Annotated in this window: 17 protein-coding genes; 11 read left to right on the top strand and 6 right to left on the bottom strand. The window is 63.9% G+C overall.

What is annotated here, in order from left to right; translation table 11 throughout:
- Nucleotide 1: 1 nt before the first annotated feature.
- From IG197_RS26105 to IG197_RS26095, 3 genes are all read right to left on the bottom strand, one after another.
- Nucleotides 2-769 carry a 4Fe-4S dicluster domain-containing protein gene (locus IG197_RS26105; RefSeq protein ID WP_192315800.1) on the bottom strand — a complete coding sequence of 256 codons (768 nt, stop codon included), beginning with the start codon at nucleotides 767-769 and terminating at the stop codon, nucleotides 2-4.
- Entirely contained in the window at nucleotides 766-3,615 is a 2,850-nt protein-coding gene (locus IG197_RS26100) for a molybdopterin oxidoreductase family protein (RefSeq protein WP_192315798.1), read from the bottom strand. Before IG197_RS26100 ends, IG197_RS26105 begins: the two co-directional genes overlap by 4 nt.
- Before the next feature lie 336 nt (nucleotides 3,616-3,951).
- Nucleotides 3,952-4,380, bottom strand: a complete 429-nt coding sequence (locus IG197_RS26095; RefSeq protein ID WP_083948557.1) for a L,D-transpeptidase — start codon at nucleotides 4,378-4,380, stop codon at nucleotides 3,952-3,954.
- A 308-nt stretch (nucleotides 4,381-4,688) separates the two neighbouring features.
- Here IG197_RS26095 and IG197_RS26090 point away from each other — a divergent pair, with 308 nt between their 5' ends.
- The 8 genes from IG197_RS26090 to IG197_RS26055 all read left to right on the top strand — a co-directional run bounded on the left by IG197_RS26090 (nucleotide 4,689) and on the right by IG197_RS26055 (nucleotide 14,032).
- Nucleotides 4,689-6,290: a flavin monoamine oxidase family protein gene (locus IG197_RS26090; protein WP_246765252.1), complete on the top strand. Its 1,602-nt coding sequence runs from the start codon at nucleotides 4,689-4,691 to the stop codon at nucleotides 6,288-6,290.
- A 49-nt stretch (nucleotides 6,291-6,339) separates the two neighbouring features.
- Nucleotides 6,340-6,753: a cytochrome c gene (locus IG197_RS26085; protein ID WP_115731688.1), complete on the top strand. Its 414-nt coding sequence runs from the start codon at nucleotides 6,340-6,342 to the stop codon at nucleotides 6,751-6,753.
- Nucleotides 6,754-6,878: 125 nt separating this feature from the next.
- Complete coding sequence (locus tag IG197_RS26080; RefSeq protein WP_192315796.1) at nucleotides 6,879-7,379, top strand: RidA family protein; 501 nt, start codon at nucleotides 6,879-6,881, stop codon at nucleotides 7,377-7,379.
- Nucleotides 7,380-7,505: 126 nt separating this feature from the next.
- Nucleotides 7,506-8,786, top strand: coding sequence for an acetylornithine deacetylase/succinyl-diaminopimelate desuccinylase family protein (locus tag IG197_RS26075; RefSeq protein WP_192319989.1), 1,281 nt, complete (start codon nucleotides 7,506-7,508; stop codon nucleotides 8,784-8,786).
- 135 nt (nucleotides 8,787-8,921) lie between these two features.
- Nucleotides 8,922-10,403: an ABC transporter substrate-binding protein gene (locus tag IG197_RS26070; protein WP_192315794.1), complete on the top strand. Its 1,482-nt coding sequence runs from the start codon at nucleotides 8,922-8,924 to the stop codon at nucleotides 10,401-10,403.
- A gap of 196 nt (nucleotides 10,404-10,599) precedes the next feature.
- A complete protein-coding gene (locus tag IG197_RS26065; RefSeq protein WP_115731686.1) occupies nucleotides 10,600-11,547 on the top strand; it encodes an ABC transporter permease in 948 nt (315 codons plus the stop codon).
- The gene (locus tag IG197_RS26060) at nucleotides 11,544-12,410 is read left to right on the top strand and encodes an ABC transporter permease (protein WP_192315793.1); all 867 of its coding nucleotides are present in this window, start codon (nucleotides 11,544-11,546) and stop codon (nucleotides 12,408-12,410) included. The genes IG197_RS26065 and IG197_RS26060 overlap by 4 nt, the downstream gene beginning before the upstream one ends.
- Complete coding sequence (locus IG197_RS26055) at nucleotides 12,407-14,032, top strand: ABC transporter ATP-binding protein (RefSeq protein ID WP_192315791.1); 1,626 nt, start codon at nucleotides 12,407-12,409, stop codon at nucleotides 14,030-14,032. Before IG197_RS26060 ends, IG197_RS26055 begins: the two co-directional genes overlap by 4 nt.
- Before the next feature lie 109 nt (nucleotides 14,033-14,141).
- On the opposite strand, the gene IG197_RS26050 is transcribed toward IG197_RS26055, so the two are convergent.
- Nucleotides 14,142-14,573: a TerB family tellurite resistance protein gene (locus IG197_RS26050; protein WP_192315789.1), complete on the bottom strand. Its 432-nt coding sequence runs from the start codon at nucleotides 14,571-14,573 to the stop codon at nucleotides 14,142-14,144.
- Nucleotides 14,574-14,735: 162 nt separating this feature from the next.
- On the opposite strand from IG197_RS26050, the gene IG197_RS26045 reads away from it, so the two are divergent.
- The 3 genes from IG197_RS26045 to IG197_RS26035 all read left to right on the top strand — a co-directional run bounded on the left by IG197_RS26045 (nucleotide 14,736) and on the right by IG197_RS26035 (nucleotide 16,905).
- Nucleotides 14,736-15,521: a TSUP family transporter gene (locus IG197_RS26045; RefSeq protein WP_192315787.1), complete on the top strand. Its 786-nt coding sequence runs from the start codon at nucleotides 14,736-14,738 to the stop codon at nucleotides 15,519-15,521.
- A gap of 61 nt (nucleotides 15,522-15,582) precedes the next feature.
- A complete protein-coding gene (locus IG197_RS26040; protein WP_192315786.1) occupies nucleotides 15,583-16,407 on the top strand; it encodes an AraC family transcriptional regulator in 825 nt (274 codons plus the stop codon).
- 78 nt (nucleotides 16,408-16,485) lie between these two features.
- Entirely contained in the window at nucleotides 16,486-16,905 is a 420-nt protein-coding gene (locus IG197_RS26035; RefSeq protein WP_192315784.1) for a VOC family protein, read from the top strand.
- Nucleotides 16,906-16,911: 6 nt separating this feature from the next.
- On the opposite strand, the gene IG197_RS26030 is transcribed toward IG197_RS26035, so the two are convergent.
- Together IG197_RS26030 and IG197_RS26025 are read right to left on the bottom strand one after the other, a co-directional pair.
- Nucleotides 16,912-18,381 carry a cobyric acid synthase gene (locus tag IG197_RS26030; protein ID WP_192315782.1) on the bottom strand — a complete coding sequence of 490 codons (1,470 nt, stop codon included), beginning with the start codon at nucleotides 18,379-18,381 and terminating at the stop codon, nucleotides 16,912-16,914.
- A gap of 3 nt (nucleotides 18,382-18,384) precedes the next feature.
- Entirely contained in the window at nucleotides 18,385-19,002 is a 618-nt protein-coding gene (locus IG197_RS26025) for a dimethylsulfonioproprionate lyase family protein (RefSeq protein WP_192315780.1), read from the bottom strand.
- Nucleotides 19,003-19,013: the final 11 nt, after the last annotated feature.

Below are 19,013 nucleotides of genomic sequence, written 5' to 3'. Positions count from 1 at the left end.
TTCAGATCCGGTCCAGCATGCCGTCGAGCCAGGCAAAGAACCCTTTGGCGCCGTCGGTGTTCTCAGCCAGCACGGCAGAACCGGCACTTGCGGCCAGCGGCTTGCGCGGCCGTGGCGGCAGGTACTTGTTGGTCGGGCGCGTGCCCTGCTCCGGCATCAGGTCGTAGCCGCCGCGCTCGGCCACCATGCGCGAGACCTCTGATGAGGCATCGCCGAGATCGCCGAAATGCCGGGCATTGGCCGGGCATGTCCGGACACAGGACGGCACCCGGTCGACCTCCTTGAGCGTCTCGTTGTAGATGCGGTCGACGCAGAGCGTGCATTTCTTCATCACCCCGGCGGCCAGATCCATCTCGCGCGCGCCATAGGCGCAGGACCAGGCGCACAGGCCACAGCCGATGCACTTGCTCTCGTCGACTAGCACGATGCCGTCTTCGGCGCGCTTGTAGGAGGCGCCTGTCGGACAGACGGTGACGCAGGGCGCGTCCTCGCAATGCAGACATGACTTGGGGAAATGCACGATGCGTGCCTCTCCCGCCTCGCCGATCACCTGCCCGCCCTCCGGCACGACCTCGAAGGTGTGGATGCGATTGAGGAAGGTGCCGGAGACATCGGCCCCATACGGGTCCTGGTCGGACAGCGCCGCGCCATAGCCGCCGGTATTCCACTCCTTGCAGCTGATGACGCAGGCATGGCAGCCGACGCAGACGTCGAGGTCGATGACCAGGCCAAGCTTCTTCGGTGTCGGCAGTGACGGCAGGCTGGTCATTCCGCCCACTCCTGGCCGTAGCGCAGCTCGTCAGCATGCGGACGTGCTCTGCCGGGTTGCGCGACGGCGGCAAGATGCGGCTCGCTGACCTCTGCCGGTTCGGCTTTCTCGATGCGCACACGCAGATCGTACCACGCCGCCTGGCCGGTCACCGGATCCGAGTTCGACCAGCGCATCCCGTCGCCCTTCGGCGGTAGAAGTTCATGGATCAAGTGATTCATCAGGAAGCCTTTTTTGGCTTCGGGCGCATCCTTGTCGAGCGCCCAGGCGCCCGCGCGCTTGCCGATCGCATTCCATGTCCAGATCGTGCTCGAATTGACCGCTTCCATCCGCGCGACCTCGACCTTGATGCGGCCGTGATGCGAAATCACCCAGACCCAGTCGCCATCGACGAGCCCGATCTCGTCGCAGATCGAACCAGGCACATAAAGCGGGTTCCGTGTATGGATCTGCCTGAGCCAGACATTCATCGAGCCCCAGGAATGGTACATCGCCGCCGGTCGCTGGGTGATGGCATGATAGGGATAGTCCTCGCGGCTGACCGCCGCCTCCTCGAACGGCCGATACCACATCGGCAGCGGATCGAAGGTTGCGAGGATGCGCTCACGATGCGTCTCGGGCGCCACCGGTTCACGCAGGCCTTCGGCCGAGAGCCGGAATTTCTGCAGTGTTTCCTGGTAGAGCTGGAAGGTCACCGGCTTCGGCTCGTCGAAGAAGCCCATGCGCACGGCAAAATCCTGATAGGCCTTGTTGGCGTGCTTGAAGAACTGCGCTTCGAGCGGGACATGCGCCGAGAAGAACGAGCCGTTCTCGATGTAGCGATCGAGCTGGTTACGGTTGATCGCCCCGCGCCCGACACGGTCGCCATTGCTGCCGCGGAAGCCGGCAAGCGGCCCGATGCCCGGCCGCCTTTCATGGCGCACGATATAGTCGGCATAGTCCGCATAGAGCGCCTTGCCGCGGCTGTCGACGAAACCGGGCAGCTTGAGCCGCGCGCCAAGGTCGATCAGCACGCTCTGGAAGCCGCGCACATCCCGATCCGGCTCTACCACCGGCCAACGGATGGCGTCCTGGACCGCATCCGGCTCGGAGATTGGCCGGTCGAGCAGCGAAATGCAGTCGTGCCGCTCGAGATAGGTCGTGTCGGGCAGCACCAGGTCGGCATAAGCGACCATTTCGGAGGAATAGGCGTCCGAATAGATGATCTTCGGGATGCGGTAGGCGCCCGTCGCGGGATCCTTGTCCTCGAGCATCCTGATGACGCCCGCGGTGTTCATCGACGAGTTCCACGCCATGTTGGCCATGTAGAGGAACATCAGATCGATCGGGTACGGATCGCCGGCATGGGCGTTGGCGATCACCATGTGCATCAGCCCATGGGCAGAAATCGGCGCATCCCAGGAAAACGCCTTGTCGATGCGCATCGGTTTGCCGTCGGCGTCGATCAGCAGATCTTCCGGCCCACGGGGAAAACCGAGATGCGGGCCGGACAAAGGCTTGTTGGAGCCGAAATGCTCGGCCTTGCCGTGCGGCGTCGGATGCGCCTCGATCGGCTTGGGATAAGGCGGCTCGAAGCGGAAGGCCCCGGGGCAGTCGACAGCGCCGATCAGCACCTGCAGCATGTGCAGGGCGCGCGCCGTCTGGAAGCCGTTCGAATGCGCCGAAAGCCCGCGCATGGCATGGAACGACACCGGACGCCCGACAAACGCCTCATGGCGCTCGCCATTCATGTCGGTCCAGGGTTGGTCGATCGTGATCGCCTCGTCGAAGGCGACGCGCGCGATCTCGGCAGCGAGGCCCCGGATGACGTCGGCGGCGACGCCGGTTTCCGCGGCGACCGCCTCCGGCGCATATTGCGGGTCGAGGTATTTTTCGGCGAGGAGTTGGAACGACGGCACGGCAAAGCGGCCGTCGGGCAGCTCGACACGCCCGGAAAGTGCGGCCCGCGCGCCTTTGCTGCCCAATGCCACGACCTGTTCGGTGACGGATTCGAAGATCTGCGGCTTGCCCTCGGCATCGCGGACGAAAAGTCCGTGCTCGGCGGTTCCGGGCGCATCGACGACCAGCCAGGTCGCGTTGGAATAGCGCACGATGTAGTCGACATCGATTTTCCGCGCTTTCAGCAGTTCATGTATGACGGCGAGGATCAGCAGGCCGTCGGTGCCGGGCCGGATGCCGATCCAGTTGTCGGCGACTGACGAATAGCCGGTCCGCACCGGATTGACCGAGACGAAGCGCGCGCCGCGCTTCTTGAGCTTCGAAATGCCGATCTTGAGCGGGTTGGAATCGTGGTCCTCCGCCACGCCGAACATCACGAACAGCTTGGTGCGGTCCCAGTCGGGCGCGCCGAATTCCCAGAAGGCGCCGCCGATGGTCATGATGCCGGCGGCCGCCATGTTGACCGAGCAGAAGCCACCATGGGCGGCGTAGTTGGGCGTGCCGAACTGCTGGGCCCAGAAGCCGGTCAGCGACTGCGACTGGTCGCGGCCGGTGAAGAAGGCCAGCTTCTTCGGATCGGCCTGGCGCACGCCGTCCAGCCAGCCGGTCGCCAGCTCCAGCGCCTCGTCCCAGGAAATCTCCTTGAACTCACCCGAGCCGCGCGGCCCGGTCCTGAGCAGCGGCGCGCGCAGCCGCGCCGGCGCGTAGTGCTGCATGATGCCGGCCGAACCCTTGGCGCACAGAACGCCGCGATTGACCGGATGGTCCCGGTTGCCCTCGATGTAGCGGACCTTGCCGTCCTTGAGATGGACGTCGATGCCACAGCGGCAGGCGCACATGTAGCAGGTGGTCTTGCGGACCTCGTCGGAGACGGGTTCCGAAAGCGCTACATGCGGTTCTGACGTCATCCGGAGGCCTCCCTGAACAAGAGTCCTAGCGAGGCGGCGGCTGAAAGGAAATGCCCGAAAACGGCTCTCTACGGAAAATTTGTCTATACCGAGACAACAACTTAGACCAGACGGCTAAAGTCACGCCAGAAATGAAAAGGCCGAGGAGCCCCCACTCCCCGGCCTTTTCGCAGGCACGTCGCCCCGAAACTCAGTTGGCGGTCACATTAGCACCGTATTGATCGACAGCAATTCTTGAGCCGTTCAGTTCAAGCTCTTTCATCGCGGCATGAAGCAATTCTGCAACAGAAATGCTGATATCGGCGCAAATGGCATGTATGTTTCCGCCAGCAAACGCTAGTTGGTGACGACGATCCGCGTGTTGCTCGCACCGACTTCCCTGACCAGCGAATAGAACCTCGCGGCATTCGCCGTCTGCAGCCGGACGCAGCCATGTGATGCCGGACGGCCCAGTTGCCTGACCGCACCCGTGCCATGGATGGCATAGCCGCCATTGTAGAACACCGAATAGGGCATCGGCGAATTGTCGTATTTCTGCGAATACCACATCCGATGCAGGCGCTTCGGCCGCCAGCTGCCGCGTGGCGTGACATATCCCCTGCGTGCCGTCGAAACTGGCCATTGGTGGATCACCCGCCCGTCGAAGCTGACGGTCATGGTCTGCGTCGCGATACTGACCCGCGCGACAAGAACATCGGCAAGTGCCTGAGTTGGAACGCCAGCAAAGCCCAATGCGGCGACCATGAAGAAGAGAGCCCTGTACATTCTTCGCACACTCCCCAAACCGGCAGTATTTTCCCTGCCCACCGACGATGGGAGCACGAAAAGCTGTACGGTTGGTAAAACTGAACGCGGAAGATGAATGCAACCAGATCAGCAACCTGAGGTTGATGGCGTGAATTTTCGCCGACTTTCAGGTGGCCCAAGTCAGTGCCCCTCGCCGCCCCGTCTGGCCCAGTTGACTCGACCCGGTATGGGCATAGGCTGCCCGTCGCAGCTGGAGCCACGTTCCAAGATGCTCCAGCCGGATAACGTGCGGCCCACGGCGGACCGTCGCCCGGAGGATCTCAAAAATGCAACCATCCCAATATTTTAGCGGCATGAGCAGGCGAAACCTGCTGTCGTTGATCGGCCTCACGGCAGGCACTGCCGCGATGTACCAGGCGATGACCAGCCTCGGTCTCGCGGTTGAGTCAGGCTACAAGGGACCGGTGAAACTGGAGGGCGATCCGAAGGGCGCCAGCGTGCTTATCCTGGGTGCCGGCCTCGCCGGCATGACGGCCGCACTCGAGCTCCGCCAGGCCGGCTACAAGGTCAAGATTCTAGAATACAACAACAGATCGGGCGGGCGTAACTGGACGTTGCGCGGCGGCGACACCTACACCGAGCTCGGCGGCGCGACGCAGAAATGCGATTTCGACGAAGGCCTCTACATCAATCCCGGCCCGTGGCGAATCCCCTATCACCACAACGGTCTGCTCGCTTATTGCCGGCGCCTCGGCGTCACGCTGGAGCCGTTCCAGCAGCTCAACCACAACGCCTTCCTGCATTCGTCCAAGGCCTTCGGCGGCAAGCCGCAGCGCGTGCGCGACATCAAGATCGACTTCCAGGGCCATGTCTCCGAACTGCTCGCCAAGGTTGCCCACACCGGCAAGCTCGAAGGCGGCGTCACCAAGGAAGACCAGGAGATGCTGGTCGAGGCGCTGCGCTCCTGGGGCGCGCTCGACAAGGACTATGCCTACACCAAGAGCATAGCGACCTCCGAATTCCGCGGCTTCGCCAAGGATCCCGGCGGCGGCCTCGGGGCTGCCCCCGTGCCGAGCGATCCGATTGCCCTGACCGACATATTGAGCTCGGGCCTGTGGGGCAGCCTCGCCAACTTCGCCCTCTACGAGTTCCAGACGACGATGTTCCAGCCGGTCGGCGGCATCGACATGATCGGCAAGGCCTTCACCAAGGAGGTCGGCGACCTGATCACCTACAATGCCAAGGTCTCGAAGATCCATCAGGACGACAAGGGCGTCACCGTCACCTATGAGGACGTCCAGAAACCGGGCACGATGGCCGAGGAGAAGGCCGATTGGTGCATCTGCACCATTCCGCTGACCATTCTCAGCCAGATCGAGATCAATGTCGGCGCCCCGATGCAGGCGGCGATCGAAGCCGTGCCTTATGCCTCGTCGGTCAAGGTCGGCCTGCAGTTCAAGCGGCGTTTCTGGGAACAGGACGAGCTGATCTTCGGCGGCGTCAGCTACACCGACCTGCCGATCACCCAGATTTCGTATCCGAGCACCAGCTTCAACACCAACGGCAAGGGCGTGCTGCTCGGCGCCTACACCTGGAACGGGCCGCACTCCTACGAGTTCACCTCGATGGCGCCGGAGGAACGCGTCAAGCGCGCCGTCGAATATGGCACGATGATTCACCCGCAATACAAGGATGAGTTCGAGAACGGCATCTCGATGGCCTGGCACCGCTCGCCCTTCACGCTCGGCTGTGCCGGCGACTGGACCGAGGAGGCTCGCAAGGAACACTACGACAACCTTTGCCAGATCGATGGACGCATCGTGCTCGCCGGCGAACACGCCTCCTACATCCCGGCGTGGATGGAGGGTGCGATCCTGTCGTCGCTCGATGCGATCACCAGGCTGCACCAGCGCGTCGTGGCCGGATGACGGCAGCACCGCTCATCCTTCATCCTCATTTTTCGCAAGGCATGTCGACATGACCCAGCAATCGAAACGCTCAACCGGCCAAATCGCCGCCGCCGTCATCTTCGCCACATTTCAGGCAAGTGCTGCCCTGGCCGACTCGGCCGGCGCAACCTTCAGCGACGGTGACAATTTCTCCGAAAAAACCGGCCAGGAACTCTACGCCAATGTCTGCCAGGCCTGCCACATGGACCAGGGCCAGGGTGCCGTCGGCGCGGGCAAATATCCGGCGCTCGCCAAGAACGAGAACCTGGAATCGGGCGGCTACCCCGTCTACGTCATCCTGCATGGCCAGAAGGGCATGCCGCCCGTCGGCAGCATGATGAGCGACGACCAGGTGGCCGCCGTGGTCAACTATGTCAGGACCAATTTCGGCAACGACTACAAGGATCCGGTGACGGCGGAAGACGTCGCCGGGGCACGCTGACGGATCGACGCCCGATCGGCCACAAGACTGCCTGGATCCACCAGGTTTGGAGCGCCAGCTCCAGCGACCGAAGCAGCCGGTGATCCTGCTGGCTGCTTCATTTCATGCGGCAAAAGGAGAAAGACATGACAACACTGCGGATCTGCGCCGCCACGCTCGTGGCCGGGCTGTTCTTCTCGGGCAACGCGATGGCTGAGGACGTCGTGCGCCACAAGAACCCGAGTTCGGACTTTCCGATCGCCCAGGCCGTCGAAGTCCCCGCCGGCAAGACGACGGTCTATGTCAGCGGCGCGGTGCCCTCGGTCGTCGACGAGAAGGCCGAGAAGGGCAGCCTTGCCGCCTATGGCGACACCAGGACACAGACCGAATCGGTGCTGAAATCGATCGAAAAGACCCTCGAAGGCCTCGGCCTCAAGATGGGCGACGTGGTCAAGATGCAGGTCTTCCTCGTCGGCGATCCGGCACAGGGCGGCAAGATGGATTTCGCCGGCTTCATGGACGGCTACACCAAGTTCTTCGGCACCAAGGAACAACCGAATCTGCCGGCCCGCTCGGTCATGCAGGTCGCCGGCCTCGTCGCGCCCGGCTGGCTGGTCGAGATCGAGGTCACCGCCGTCCGCCCGTGAGTGGAATGGTTCGCGCGGGTTGCCCCGAAACAGGCAGCCTGCGCGCTCGACAGCGGCTGACGGATGCGTAAGACTGGCAACGATCCGGGCAAGGTGAAGCCAGACAAAGTGAACAATGTCGACCGCATGTATGACAAGCTTTTCAAGATCATAGACGACCGTCGTGAAGAACTGGCGGAACTGACTGCCGAGCTGATCCGTTTTCCCACCATCAATCCGCCCGGCGACGCCTATCGCCCTTGCGCTGAATATCTCGGCAATCGCCTGGCCAGGCGCGGCTTCGGCGTCGAATACATCAGGGCCGAAGGCACGCCAGGCGACACCGACCGCTATCCGCGCATCAATGTCGTTGCCCGTTTCGACGGCCGGGTTGCCGGACCCACCGTCCATTTCAATTCCCATATCGACGTCGTCGAGGCGGGCGAAGGCTGGTCGGTCGATCCATTTGCCGGCACGATCCGCGACGGTCGCGTCTATGGCCGCGGCGCCTGCGACATGAAGGGCGGGCTGGCGGCCTCGATTATCGCCGCCGAAGCCTTCATGGACGCCAACCCGGATTTTCCCGGCGCCATCGAGATATCAGGCACTGTCGACGAGGAGTCGGGCGGTTTCGGCGGCGTCGCCTATCTCGCCGGCAAGGGATATTTCTCCAGGCCCAGGGTCGACCACGTCATCATTCCCGAGCCGCTCAACAAGGACCGTATCTGCCTCGGTCATCGCGGCGTCTGGTGGGCGGAAATCGAGACCAAGGGCGAGATCGCACATGGCTCCATGCCGTTCCTCGGCGACTGCGCCGTCCGCCACATGGGGGCCGTGCTCGAAGCCTTCGAGCGGGAGTTGTTTCCCGCGCTCGACCGCAAGGCGACGCGCATGCCGGTGGTGCCGGAAGGCGCCAGGCGCTCGACGATGAACATCAACTCGATCCACGGCGGCCAGACCGACGATTTTCGCCCCGGCCTGCCCTCGCCCAACGTGCCCGATTCCTGTCGCCTGACCATCGACCGCCGCTTCCTGCTGGAAGAAGACATCGTCGACGTCAAAGGCGAAGTCACCAGCATCCTCGACCGCCTCAAGCGCGAGCGGAAGAAGTTCGACTACGAGATCCGCGACATCATGGAGGTCCAGCCGCTGATGACCGAGCGCGATGCGCCGGTGGCGTCGGCCATCGCCATGGGCATACGCGAGATCTTCGACAAGGAGCCGGAATATGTCATCTCGCCCGGCACCTATGACCAGAAGCACGTCGCTCGCATCGGCCATTTGTACGATTGCATCGCCTATGGCCCGGGTATCCTCGACCTCGCCCATCGGCCGGACGAATGGGTCGGCATCGACGACATGGTCCAGTCGGCGAAGGTGATGGCAATAGGCCTCGATATCTTGCTGCGCGGCCAGTTCAACGGCTGAGCGGGCAAGCAACGGCTGTTGGGCGGTGAGAAATCATTTCCGCAGCACTGCTGCAATTGCAACAAACGCGATTTACTCGGCCGGGAAATCACGCTTCTATCCGGCCCGTCGAAGTCGAAGCGGGGAGATCTGAGCATGAAGCAATGGAAAACCATACTGGCGGCCGCAGCGCTGGCGCTGGCCTCCGGCACCGCCGCGATGGCCGCCCGCACCGACCTCGTGCTCGGCATGCCTTTGGAGCCGCCGCATCTCGACCCGACCGCAGGTGCAGCCGCCGCCATCGACGAAGTCTTCTACGCCAACGTCTTCGAAGGCCTGACGCGAATCGGTTCGCGCGGCGAGGTGCTGCCCGATCTGGCCGAGAGCTGGACGATTTCCGACGACGGCAAGACCTACACCTTCAAGCTGCGCTCCGGCGTGAAATTTCATGACGGCAGCGACTTCGACGCCTCCGACGTCAAGTTCTCGCTCGACCGCGCCCGTGGCGAAAGCTCAGTCAACGCCCAGAAAGGCCTGTTTGCGCCGATCGACACCATTGAGGTCGTCGATCCCTCCACTGTCAAGGTGACGCTCAAGAACCCCCTCGGCTCGTTCCTCTACAATCTCGGCTGGGGCGACGCGGTGATCGTTGCGCCGGAGAGCGCCGAGACCAACAAGGAAAAGCCTGTCGGCACCGGTCCGTTCAAGTTCCAGAACTGGGCCAAGGGCTCGTCGATCACGCTGGTCAAGGCCGATGGCTACTGGGGCGATCCGGTAGCGCTCGACAAGGCCGAGTTCCGCATCATCCCCGACGCCGCCGCCGCCATCCCTGCCCTGCTTTCGGGCGACGTGCAGGCGCTGCCCAACTTCGCGCTCGGCGACGCGCTCGCCCAGGTCAAGGCCGACCCACGCTTCAAGGTGGTCATCGGCACCACCGAGGGCGAAACGGTGCTGTCGACCAACAACAAGAAGCCGCCCTTCGACAATCTCAAGGTGCGCCAGGCAATCGCGCATGCCATCGACCGCAAGGCGCTGATCGACGGCGCGACCGGCGGTCTGGGAACGCCGATCGGCTCGCATTTCGCCCCGCACAACCCGGCCTATGTCGACCTGACCGGCACCTATCCGCACGACATCGCCAAGGCCAAGGAACTGCTCAAGGAAGCGGGCCTCGCCGATGGCTTCAAGGCGACGCTCAAGCTGCCGCCGGTCGGTTACGCCCGCCAGGGCGGCGAGATCATCGCCTCGCAATTGCGCGAGATAGGCATTGACCTGCAGATCATCCCGGTCGAATGGGCCGACTGGCTCAAGCAGGTGTTCACCGACAAGGATTACGACCTGTCGATCGTCTCGCACACCGAGCCCAACGACATCGATATCTATGCCCGCAAGGACTACTACTTCAATTACGACAACCCGGCCTTCAACAAGGTCATCGACGAGCTCAACCTGACCTCCGACGAGGCCAAGCGCACCGAGCTCTACAAGCAGGCGCAGAAGATTCTTGCCGACGATGCCGTCAACGGCTTCCTGTTCGAACTGCCCAAGGTCGGCATCTGGGACGCCAAGGTCGAAGGCCTGTGGGAAAACTCGCCCATCCAGGCCAACGACCTCACCAAGGTGAAGTGGGTCGACTGATGACAAGGTGGCGCGCCTTCGGGTGCGCCACCACCCGCTTGGCGGAAGCACGGCATGTTGCCTGCCCATGTGAAGCCGCTCACGACGAGGTTCAGCGCCGCTATTTCCGGGAGCATCGCAAGAGTTCTGTGAACTGCGCCTGTCCGCAACCCTGGCGAGCTTTCGAAGCGGCATTTTCTCGGGCAGTTTGCGCCTGATGACGATCTATCTGCTCAAACGCCTGTTGATCGGAATTGCGACCCTCGTCGTCGCCTCGCTCGTCGTGTTCCTGATGCTCGAGGTCGTCCCCGGAGATCCGGCCCGGCTGATGTTGGGCATGAACGCCAGTGACGCGCAGGTCAACCTGCTGCGCGAGCAGATGGGGCTGAACCAGCCGCTGATCCTGCGCTATGTCGACTGGATCCGCGGCCTGCTGCGGCTGGATTTCGGCAAATCCTACACCTATTCGGTACCGGTGATCGACCTGATCAGGGAGCGGCTTGTCGTCTCCTTCCCGCTTGCGGTGATCTCCCTGACGCTCTCGACGCTCATTGCCATTCCCGTCGGCCTGTTCGCCGCCGCGCGCCGTGGCAAGGCCGGCGACACCGCTGCCATGGCCATGGCACAGGTCGGCGTCGCCATGCCCAATTTCTGGTTCGCGCTGCTGCTTGTCTATGTTTTCGCCGTATGGTTGCGGCTGGTGCCCGCCGGCGGCTTTCCCGGCTGGGGCAACGGAATCTGGCCGGCGCTCAAGGCGCTGGTCTTGCCGGCGCTCGCCCTCGCCTTGCCGCAGGCAGCAATTCTGGCCCGCGTCACCCGCGCCGCCTTGATCGAGGTGCTCAACGAGGACTACATCCGCACCGCACGCGCCAAGGGCATGCCGATGCGCGCGGTGCTGTGGCGGCACGCGCTGCGCAACGCCATGATCCCGGTGCTGACCATTATGGGCCTGCAATTCGCCTTCCTGCTCGCCGGCACCATCATCATCGAAAACGTCTTCTATCTGCCGGGCCTGGGACGCCTTGTCTTCCAGGCGATCACCCAGCGCGACCTGATCGTCGTCGAAAGCGTGGTGATGCTGCTGGTCGCCGCCGTGGTGCTGGTCAACCTGATCGTCGATCTGTCCTATGCGCTGGTCGACCCGCGCCTGAGGGCACGGCAATGAACGAAAAGACACCTCAAAGCGAAGGTTTCGGCGAATTCGTCGGCCGCGCGTTCGGCAACCGCTCTTTCGTCATCGGCCTCGTCATCGCCCTGGTCGTCGCTGCCATGGCGGCCATCTCGTTCTTCTGGACCCCCTTCGACGTCACCAGGCTCGTCGTCGCCGACCGCATGCAGCCGCCCTCCGCAGAGCACTGGTTCGGCACCGACCATTTCGGCCGCGACGTGCTGTCGATGATCATGATCGGGGCGCGCAACTCGATCGCCGTGGCGCTTGTCGCGGTCGTCATCGGCATGGGCATCGGCGTGCCGCTCGGCTGCTGGGCGGCAGCGCGTGGTGGCTGGGTCGACGAGGCTCTGATGCGCTTCAACGATCTCGTCTTCGCCTTTCCCGCATTGCTGTCGGCGATCATGATCACCGCTGTCTTCGGACCGAGCGCGATCAACGCCATCATCGCCATCGGCATCTTCAACATCCCGGTCTTCGCCCGCGTCGCGCGTGCCGGCGCGTTGTCGATCTGGCCGCGCGAATACATCCTTGCCGCCCGTGCCGCCGGCAAGAACAAGAGCCGCATCACCGTCGAGCATATCCTGCCCAACATCGCCAACCTGCTCCTGGTGCAAGGCACCATCCAGTTCGCGCTTGGCATCCTGGCCGAGGCCGCCCTGTCTTATGTCGGGCTCGGCACGCAGCCGCCGATGCCGAGCTGGGGACGCATGCTGTTCGACGCGCAGACGCTGATGATGGTGTCGCCATGGCTGGCGTTGTTCCCCGGCTGCGCGATCCTGATCACCGTGCTTGGGCTCAACCTGCTCGGCGACGGCATCTCAGATATCTTCGATCCGCGGTCGAGGCGTCGCCCATGAGCCTGCTCGAGATCGAAAAGCTGTCGCTCAGGATCGGCCGGACGCAGGTGCTGAAGGAGATCGACCTCGCCATCGAACCCGGCGAGGTGATGGGGCTCGTCGGAGAATCCGGGTCGGGAAAATCCATGACGGCACTTGCCGTCATGCGCCTCACGCCTGCAGCATCGCAGATGAAGGGGCGTGTCACCTTTGACGGCATCGACATTCTCTCTGCCACCGAGGCCCAGATGTGCGCGCTGCGCGGCGACGACATCGGCATGGTGTTCCAGGAGCCGATGACAGCGCTCAATCCGGTCAAGACGATCGGCGAGCAGGTCGCCGAAGGCATCAGGTGGCACACAAGGGCGAGCCGCGCCGAGGCCGAGGCGCAAGCGCGGAAAATCCTCGACCGGGTCGGCCTGCCGGAGCAGAAATTCCCGCTGTCGCGCTATCCGCACGAATTGTCCGGCGGCCAGCGGCAGCGCGTCGCCATCGCCATTGCCTGCGCGTTGAAGCCCAAACTGCTGATCGCCGACGAGCCGACGACCGCACTCGACGTCGTGCTGCAGGCGCAGATCCTCGATCTGCTCAAGGAACTGGTCCGCGAAAACCGGATGAGCCTGCTGTTCATCTCGCACGACCTCGCCGTCGTCACCGAAATGGCCGACCGGATCACCATCCTGCGCCAGGGCATGGTGACGGAGTGTGGCGACACCGCACGAACGCTGTCGGAGGCAACCCATCCCTACACCCGCCAGCTGGCTCTGGCCTCGATGCACGTGCCGGCCCGCGTCAGGCCTCATATCGACGAAACCGCACCCGACACCCTGCTCGACGTCGCCAATCTGACCAGGGACTATCCCGGCCGGCGACGGTTGCTGTTTTCGAAGCCGGAACCCGTCCGCGCCGTCGACAACGTCTCGCTCAAGATGAAGCCGGGTGCTTCGGTAGCGCTTGTCGGCCGCTCCGGTTGCGGCAAGTCGACCCTTGCGCGGATGATCCTTGCGCTCGACACCCCCACCGATGGAACCATCAAGTTTCGCGGCATGGACATTACCCGCGCCGACGAGACCGCCATGCGCCGCGCCCGCCGCAACATGCAGGTGGTGTTCCAGGACCCTTACGGCTCGTTCGACCCGCGTCACACCGTTGAGCGGCTTGTTGGCGAACCGCTGCATCTTCTCGAGCGCAAGCCAGACCGCAAGGAACGTCGCGACATGGTCGGTCGCGCCCTGCATGAAGTCGGCCTCAGCCGTTCCGACATGGAGAAATACCCGCACGAGTTTTCAGGCGGCCAGCGCCAGCGCCTGTCGATCGCCCGCGCCATCATCACCCGGCCCAAGCTGGTGGTGGCGGACGAGCCTGTGTCGGCGCTGGATGTCTCGATCCGCGCGCAAATCCTCGACCTGTTCGCCGAGCTCAACCAGAAGCTGGGCGTGGCCTATCTCTTCATCACACACGACCTGACCGTCGCCCGCGCCATAACAGACGACGTTCTGATCATGCATGAAGGGCGGATCGTCGAGCGCGGCAAGACATCTGAAGTGCTGGACCATCCGCAGACGGAGGCCGCGCAGGCACTTGTCTCGGCAGCACCCGACCTGCACCGGGCAATCGCCCGGAGGCTGCAGGAACAGGGGTGAGCAGCCGGTTCGCTTAGCGAATTCATCGTGCCAGTGCACGATGAAAGGCTAGCGAACGCCGGGACGATGCGAAGCAGCGGGGACCCGGCGATCAAGCCTGGAAAAAAGCCTAAGTCGCCGGCTTCACCACATCGACGGGGCTGATGCCCAGCAAATCGAGCGTGCGGCGCAGGAGCTTGACCTCGTTTTCCGCCAGATGGGCGTCGGCCTTGGCGATCTCGGCCATGTGGCGGGCCAGTTGCTGGCGTCGTTCGACGTCGAGATCACGGAACATGGCGATGGCCTGCGAACCGTTGGTCTCGTAGCCGAACTCGTTGAGATATTCGATGACGCCATCGATGCTGCTCTCGGCGATGCCGAAGGCTTCGGTGCAGATCCGGCGAAAGGCGATCATCTCGGCTTCACTGGCGACACCGTCGGCGAGGATCATCCGGAACAGCAGCAGCAGCTCGGCCGAAAGCACGGGGTCGTCGGCGACCTTGCGGACGCCGGGGTCGCCCTCGAACATGTTCAGAATTTGGGTCAGCAATCCTGTTACCATGCGAATCCCTTCCGTCGAGGCAACTGCAATTCCGATATAGAGCAATGCACGGCGAAAAACACTTGGCCCAATGGCTGGGCCAGCATTGCCGCCGACGCGCTATTGCGCAAGCGGGTGCGCTGTGGTCGAAAGCCTCATACTCCTGGACAGATCTCCGCACCGATGTTCGACATAGCCACAGAAACCTTGCTGATCCTGATCGTGGCTGCCTTCATCGCCGGCTTCATCGATTCCATAGCAGGCGGCGGCGGCCTGATCGCCATTCCGGCACTGCTGCTCGCCGGCCTACCGCCGCTCGAGGCGCTCGGCACCAACAAGCTGCAATCGCTGTTCGGCTCGGGCTCCGCCACCATCAGCTACGCCGCCAAAGGCCATGTCGACCTGCGCAAGCAATTGCCGTTCGCAGCCATTTCATTCGTCGGCGCGATGCTCGGAGCCATGCTGGCGACGGTCCTGCCCGGCGACATCCTGCGCATCTTTCTGCCGTTCCTGCTGATCACGATTGCGCTGTACTTCGCGTTCAAGCCCAACATGGATGACGTCGATCGCGTCGAACGCCTGCCGCCCCTGCTGTTCGGACTGACAGTGGTGCCGCTGATCGGCTTTTATGACGGCGTGTTCGGCCCCGGCGCCGGCTCGTTCTTCATGCTCGCCTTCGTCACCCTGGCCGGCTACGGCGTGCTCAAGGCCACCGCCCATACCAAGCTGCTCAACTTCGCCTCCAATGTCGGCAGCTTCATTGCCTTCGCGCTTGTCGGCGTGGTTGCCTGGAAGATCGGGCTGCTGATGGGCATTGCCCAGTTCCTCGGCGCCCGGCTTGGCGCCCACATGGCAATGCGCAACGGCGCAAAGCTGATCAAGCCGCTGCTGGTCTGCACCTGCGTCGCACTGGCCATCCGCCTGCTCATCGACCCCACCAACCCGCTGCGCGTGATGATCGGCCTGTGACGGCGTTTTGACCGTCTGACCCCCGGCTGATATCGTCCGCTTGCCCCAGCGGAGCCATGACATGGCAAGCGGCCAACGCGACGAGACACCTGATGAGCCTGCCCCGGCGCAGTTCGAGTTCGTGCGGCGCACGCCTTCGCCACAGCTTGTCGGCATCGTCACCGAACTGATCGGTTTTCGCGAACTTGTCCCTGTCTACGTCAGGCAGACCGAGGTCGCTTCGCTGCATGTTCCGCTGATCATCAGTTTCGGCGAAGCCTTCGCCATCGGCCTGAGCCGGGCACCCCGAGACAATGATCGCTTCGCAAGCTTTGCCGCTGGCATCCACGCCGGACCGGTGATCATCGATTCCTTTGGCCGGGCCTGCTGCATCCAGGTCAATTTCACGCCGCTTGGCGCCAGGCGCTTCTTCAGCCTGCCGATGAGCGAGCTTGCCGACCGCATGGTGCCTTTCGACGAGGTGCTCGGCAGCGCCGGCCACCGGCTTCGACAACGGCTTGGCGATGAAACCGACTGGCATCGGCGCCTCGACATGACCGAGGCTTTCATCATCGAACGGCTGAGGACGATGCCGGCCATCTCTGATGAAATCAGCTGGGCTCTGGCAAGGATCGTCGCCAGCGGCGGCCGGGCCCGTGTTGCATCCATCGCCGACGAGATCGGCTGGGGCCGCAAGCACCTGGCCGCCCGCTTCGCCGACCAGGTCGGCGTCGGGCCGAAATCCATCGCGCGCATCGTCAGGTTCAATCGCGCCGCAAAGCTGTCGAAACGGGCGGATCGCACAAGCTGGGCCGATCTTGCGGCAGAGTGCGGATATGCCGATCAGGCGCACATGGTGCGCGAGTTCCGCGCGCTTGCCGGCGCCACACCGACCGGGCTCGGCTGAGCCGGTAACATTTGTTCAATACCGCCATCAGGCACGCGGCCACACTGGGTGATCGTTCAACGCCACAGGAGGCGCCTGATGCCCACCCCGGAAGCTCCCCGCATATTCCCGACGCTGCGCTACGCCAATGCCGCCGCCATGATTGACTGGCTCGCGACAGCCTTCGGCTTTCTCGTCCATGCCAAATACATGGACGGCGCCGACGTCGGTCACGCCGAACTCGCTCTCGGATCGTCGATGATCATGATCGGGTCGTCTCGCGCCGATGCCTTCGGCGCCATCGTTGGCGAACCCGGCCAAAACGGCGGCAAGGCCATCTATCTGGCGGTCGAAGATGTCGACGCCGTCCATGCCAGGGCGGGGGCGGCAGGCGCCGACATCGTCCAGCAACTCACCGATCGCGCTTACGGCAGCCGCGAGTTCATCTGCCGCGACCCCGAGGGCAATGTCTGGAGTGTCGGCACCTACTGGCCGAAAGCAGGCGAACCGGCCGCCTGATAAACTTCAGCGCGCGGCAGCAAAAATCGCGTCGCAGTCGAGGTGGCGTTCGAGCTGTTCGGCAATCTCGTCGAGGGCGCGCTCGACTTCGGCGCGGTAGTCGATGCCGCCGCCCCTGATGCCAAGACTTTCGAGGAACCGCCCGCGGAAACCGTCGGCGCCGAACAGGCCGTGCATATAGGTGCCGAACACCTTGCCGTCGGCCGAGGTCGCACCATCATCGACGCCGTTGATGACGGCTGTCGGCCTGACGCAATCGGCGCCCGTGGTCTTGCCCAGATGGATTTCGTAGCCGGACAGTGGCTCGCCATAGCGCACCGAGCGCGCCTCGACATTGCGCACGGTCTTTTCCGGCGCCATCACCGTCTCGACGTCGAGCAGGCCGAGACCTTCGGCGCGCGTCACGCTGCCTTCGATGCCCAGCGGGTCGTGCACGATACGGCCGAGCATCTGGTAACCGCCGCAGATGCCGACGACATGACCGCCGCGCCGGCGATGTGCCTCGAGGTCGCGGTCCCAGCCATTGTCGCGGAACAGCAGCAGGTCGCCGATCGTCGATTTCGACCCCGGAATGACGACCAGCCCAGCATCCTCGGGCAGCCGCTGCCCCGGCGGCACGAACACCACTTCGACCTGCGGTTCGGCACGCAGCGGGTCGAGATCATCGAAATTGGCTATGCGGCCGAGCATCGGCACGGCAACCTTGAGCGCCCGCTCTTCCCCGCCCGCCAGCCTTTCGAGGATCACCGAATCCTCCGATGGCAGCAGCGCCGCCGCCTTGAGCCACGGCACGACGCCGAAGCAGGGCCAGCCGGTGAAATGCCCGATCGCCTTGATGCCGTCGTCGAACAGGCTGGCATCGCCGCGGAACTTGTTGATCAGATAGCCGACGATCATGCGCCGGTCGTCTTCAGGCAGGATCAGATGCGTGCCGGCAACCGAGGCGATAACCCCACCGCGATCGATATCGCCGACGAGGATGACGGGCACGCCGGCGCGAGTGGCGAAGCCCATATTGGCGATATCGCGCGGGCGCAGGTTGATCTCGGCCGGCGAACCGGCGCCCTCGACGACGATCAGCTCGGCGCCCTCGCCCAGTTTCTGCCAGGAATCGAGTACCGCGCCCATCAGCTTGGGCTTCAGTTCCTGATAATCGCGCGCCTTGGCGTAACCGAAGACCTTGCCCTGCACCACGACCTGGCTGCCGATGTCGCTCTGCGGCTTGAGCAGCACCGGGTTCATGTGGATCGACGGCTTGACCCCGCAGGCTATCGCCTGAAGCCACTGCGCGCGGCCGATCTCGCCGCCGCCTGCCGCGCCGGGAATGTCGGCGACCGCGGCATTGTTCGACATGTTCTGCGGCTTGAATGGCCGGACCTGCATGCCGCGATTGCGCGCCGCCCGACACAGGCCGGCCACCAGCACCGTTTTGCCGACATCCGAGCCGGTGCCCTGGAGCATGATCGCCTTGGCCATGGTTCAGGCCCTTCCGCCAGCGGCTGTTCCTGAAACCGTCGACCTGGCCGCCAGCGGCCCGCCGCGCCAGAGATAGAGCGCGAGCAGCGGCTCGCCGCCGGTGCGCATGGCGTGGTTCACATTGGCGGCGTGGTGGATCACTTCGCCTGCATCGCGCGGGCCGAACGGCGCATCGCCCATTCGCCACGCCGTGCCGCCGGTCAGCGGGATGTAGATCTCTTCGGCAAGGTGGTGGTGGTCGGGATATTCGACATCAGGGCCAAGCACGAGGAAGCCGCCCGCCACCGTGTCGTTGGCATAGTGGCCGCGCGTGCCGAACATCTCCGCCCAGCCGTAATTGTCGAGGAAGCGCTGCCCGAAATCCGCTGCCGTGTAGGTCTGCCCCCAGTGCAGTTCGCCGCGATGCCGCGCCACAAGCTCAGCCAAGGGACGGCAGCCGGCCGGCGCCAATTCGACGGCGCGGTCGAGAAGGCGTGCGCACGCGACAGCATGCGGCTTCAACGGACGCACAGGCATGTCCCAGTCGATGTCGCCGAGGAATTCGCCCACTGGCGCCACCGAATCGGTTGCCTCGAGAAAACCTCTGAAGGCCTGCAGCAGCCCATCAAAATTTGTCGCCACGTTCGTTCTCG

It is taken from the genome of Aminobacter sp. SR38 (genome assembly GCF_014843375.1).
In the GTDB taxonomy this organism is placed as follows: Bacteria; Pseudomonadota; Alphaproteobacteria; order Rhizobiales; family Rhizobiaceae; genus Aminobacter; species Aminobacter ciceronei.
Note: the sequence above shows the minus strand (reverse complement) of the source record. Positions and strands in the feature narration are given on the sequence as shown.

Excerpts from the sequence above, each read along its gene's own strand:
- IG197_RS26105 (WP_192315800.1), bottom strand. The coding sequence starts at position 769 with ATGACCAGCCTGCCGTCACTGCCGACACCGAAGAAGCTTGGCCTGGTC.
- IG197_RS26050 (WP_192315789.1), bottom strand. The coding sequence starts at position 14,573 with ATGGTAACAGGATTGCTGACCCAAATTCTGAACATGTTCGAGGGCGAC.
- IG197_RS26075 (WP_192319989.1), top strand. The coding sequence starts at position 7,506 with ATGTATGACAAGCTTTTCAAGATCATAGACGACCGTCGTGAAGAACTG.
- IG197_RS26060 (WP_192315793.1), top strand. The coding sequence starts at position 11,544 with ATGAACGAAAAGACACCTCAAAGCGAAGGTTTCGGCGAATTCGTCGGC.
- IG197_RS26090 (WP_246765252.1), top strand. The coding sequence starts at position 4,689 with ATGCAACCATCCCAATATTTTAGCGGCATGAGCAGGCGAAACCTGCTG.
- IG197_RS26040 (WP_192315786.1), top strand. The coding sequence starts at position 15,583 with ATGGCAAGCGGCCAACGCGACGAGACACCTGATGAGCCTGCCCCGGCG.
- IG197_RS26100 (WP_192315798.1), bottom strand. The coding sequence starts at position 3,615 with ATGACGTCAGAACCGCATGTAGCGCTTTCGGAACCCGTCTCCGACGAG.
- IG197_RS26080 (WP_192315796.1), top strand. The coding sequence starts at position 6,879 with ATGACAACACTGCGGATCTGCGCCGCCACGCTCGTGGCCGGGCTGTTC.
- IG197_RS26065 (WP_115731686.1), top strand. The coding sequence starts at position 10,600 with ATGACGATCTATCTGCTCAAACGCCTGTTGATCGGAATTGCGACCCTC.
- IG197_RS26055 (WP_192315791.1), top strand. The coding sequence starts at position 12,407 with ATGAGCCTGCTCGAGATCGAAAAGCTGTCGCTCAGGATCGGCCGGACG.
- IG197_RS26070 (WP_192315794.1), top strand. The coding sequence starts at position 8,922 with ATGAAGCAATGGAAAACCATACTGGCGGCCGCAGCGCTGGCGCTGGCC.
- IG197_RS26095 (WP_083948557.1), bottom strand. The coding sequence starts at position 4,380 with ATGTACAGGGCTCTCTTCTTCATGGTCGCCGCATTGGGCTTTGCTGGC.
- IG197_RS26045 (WP_192315787.1), top strand. The coding sequence starts at position 14,736 with ATGTTCGACATAGCCACAGAAACCTTGCTGATCCTGATCGTGGCTGCC.
- IG197_RS26085 (WP_115731688.1), top strand. The coding sequence starts at position 6,340 with ATGACCCAGCAATCGAAACGCTCAACCGGCCAAATCGCCGCCGCCGTC.
- IG197_RS26035 (WP_192315784.1), top strand. The coding sequence starts at position 16,486 with ATGCCCACCCCGGAAGCTCCCCGCATATTCCCGACGCTGCGCTACGCC.
- IG197_RS26030 (WP_192315782.1), bottom strand. The coding sequence starts at position 18,381 with ATGGCCAAGGCGATCATGCTCCAGGGCACCGGCTCGGATGTCGGCAAA.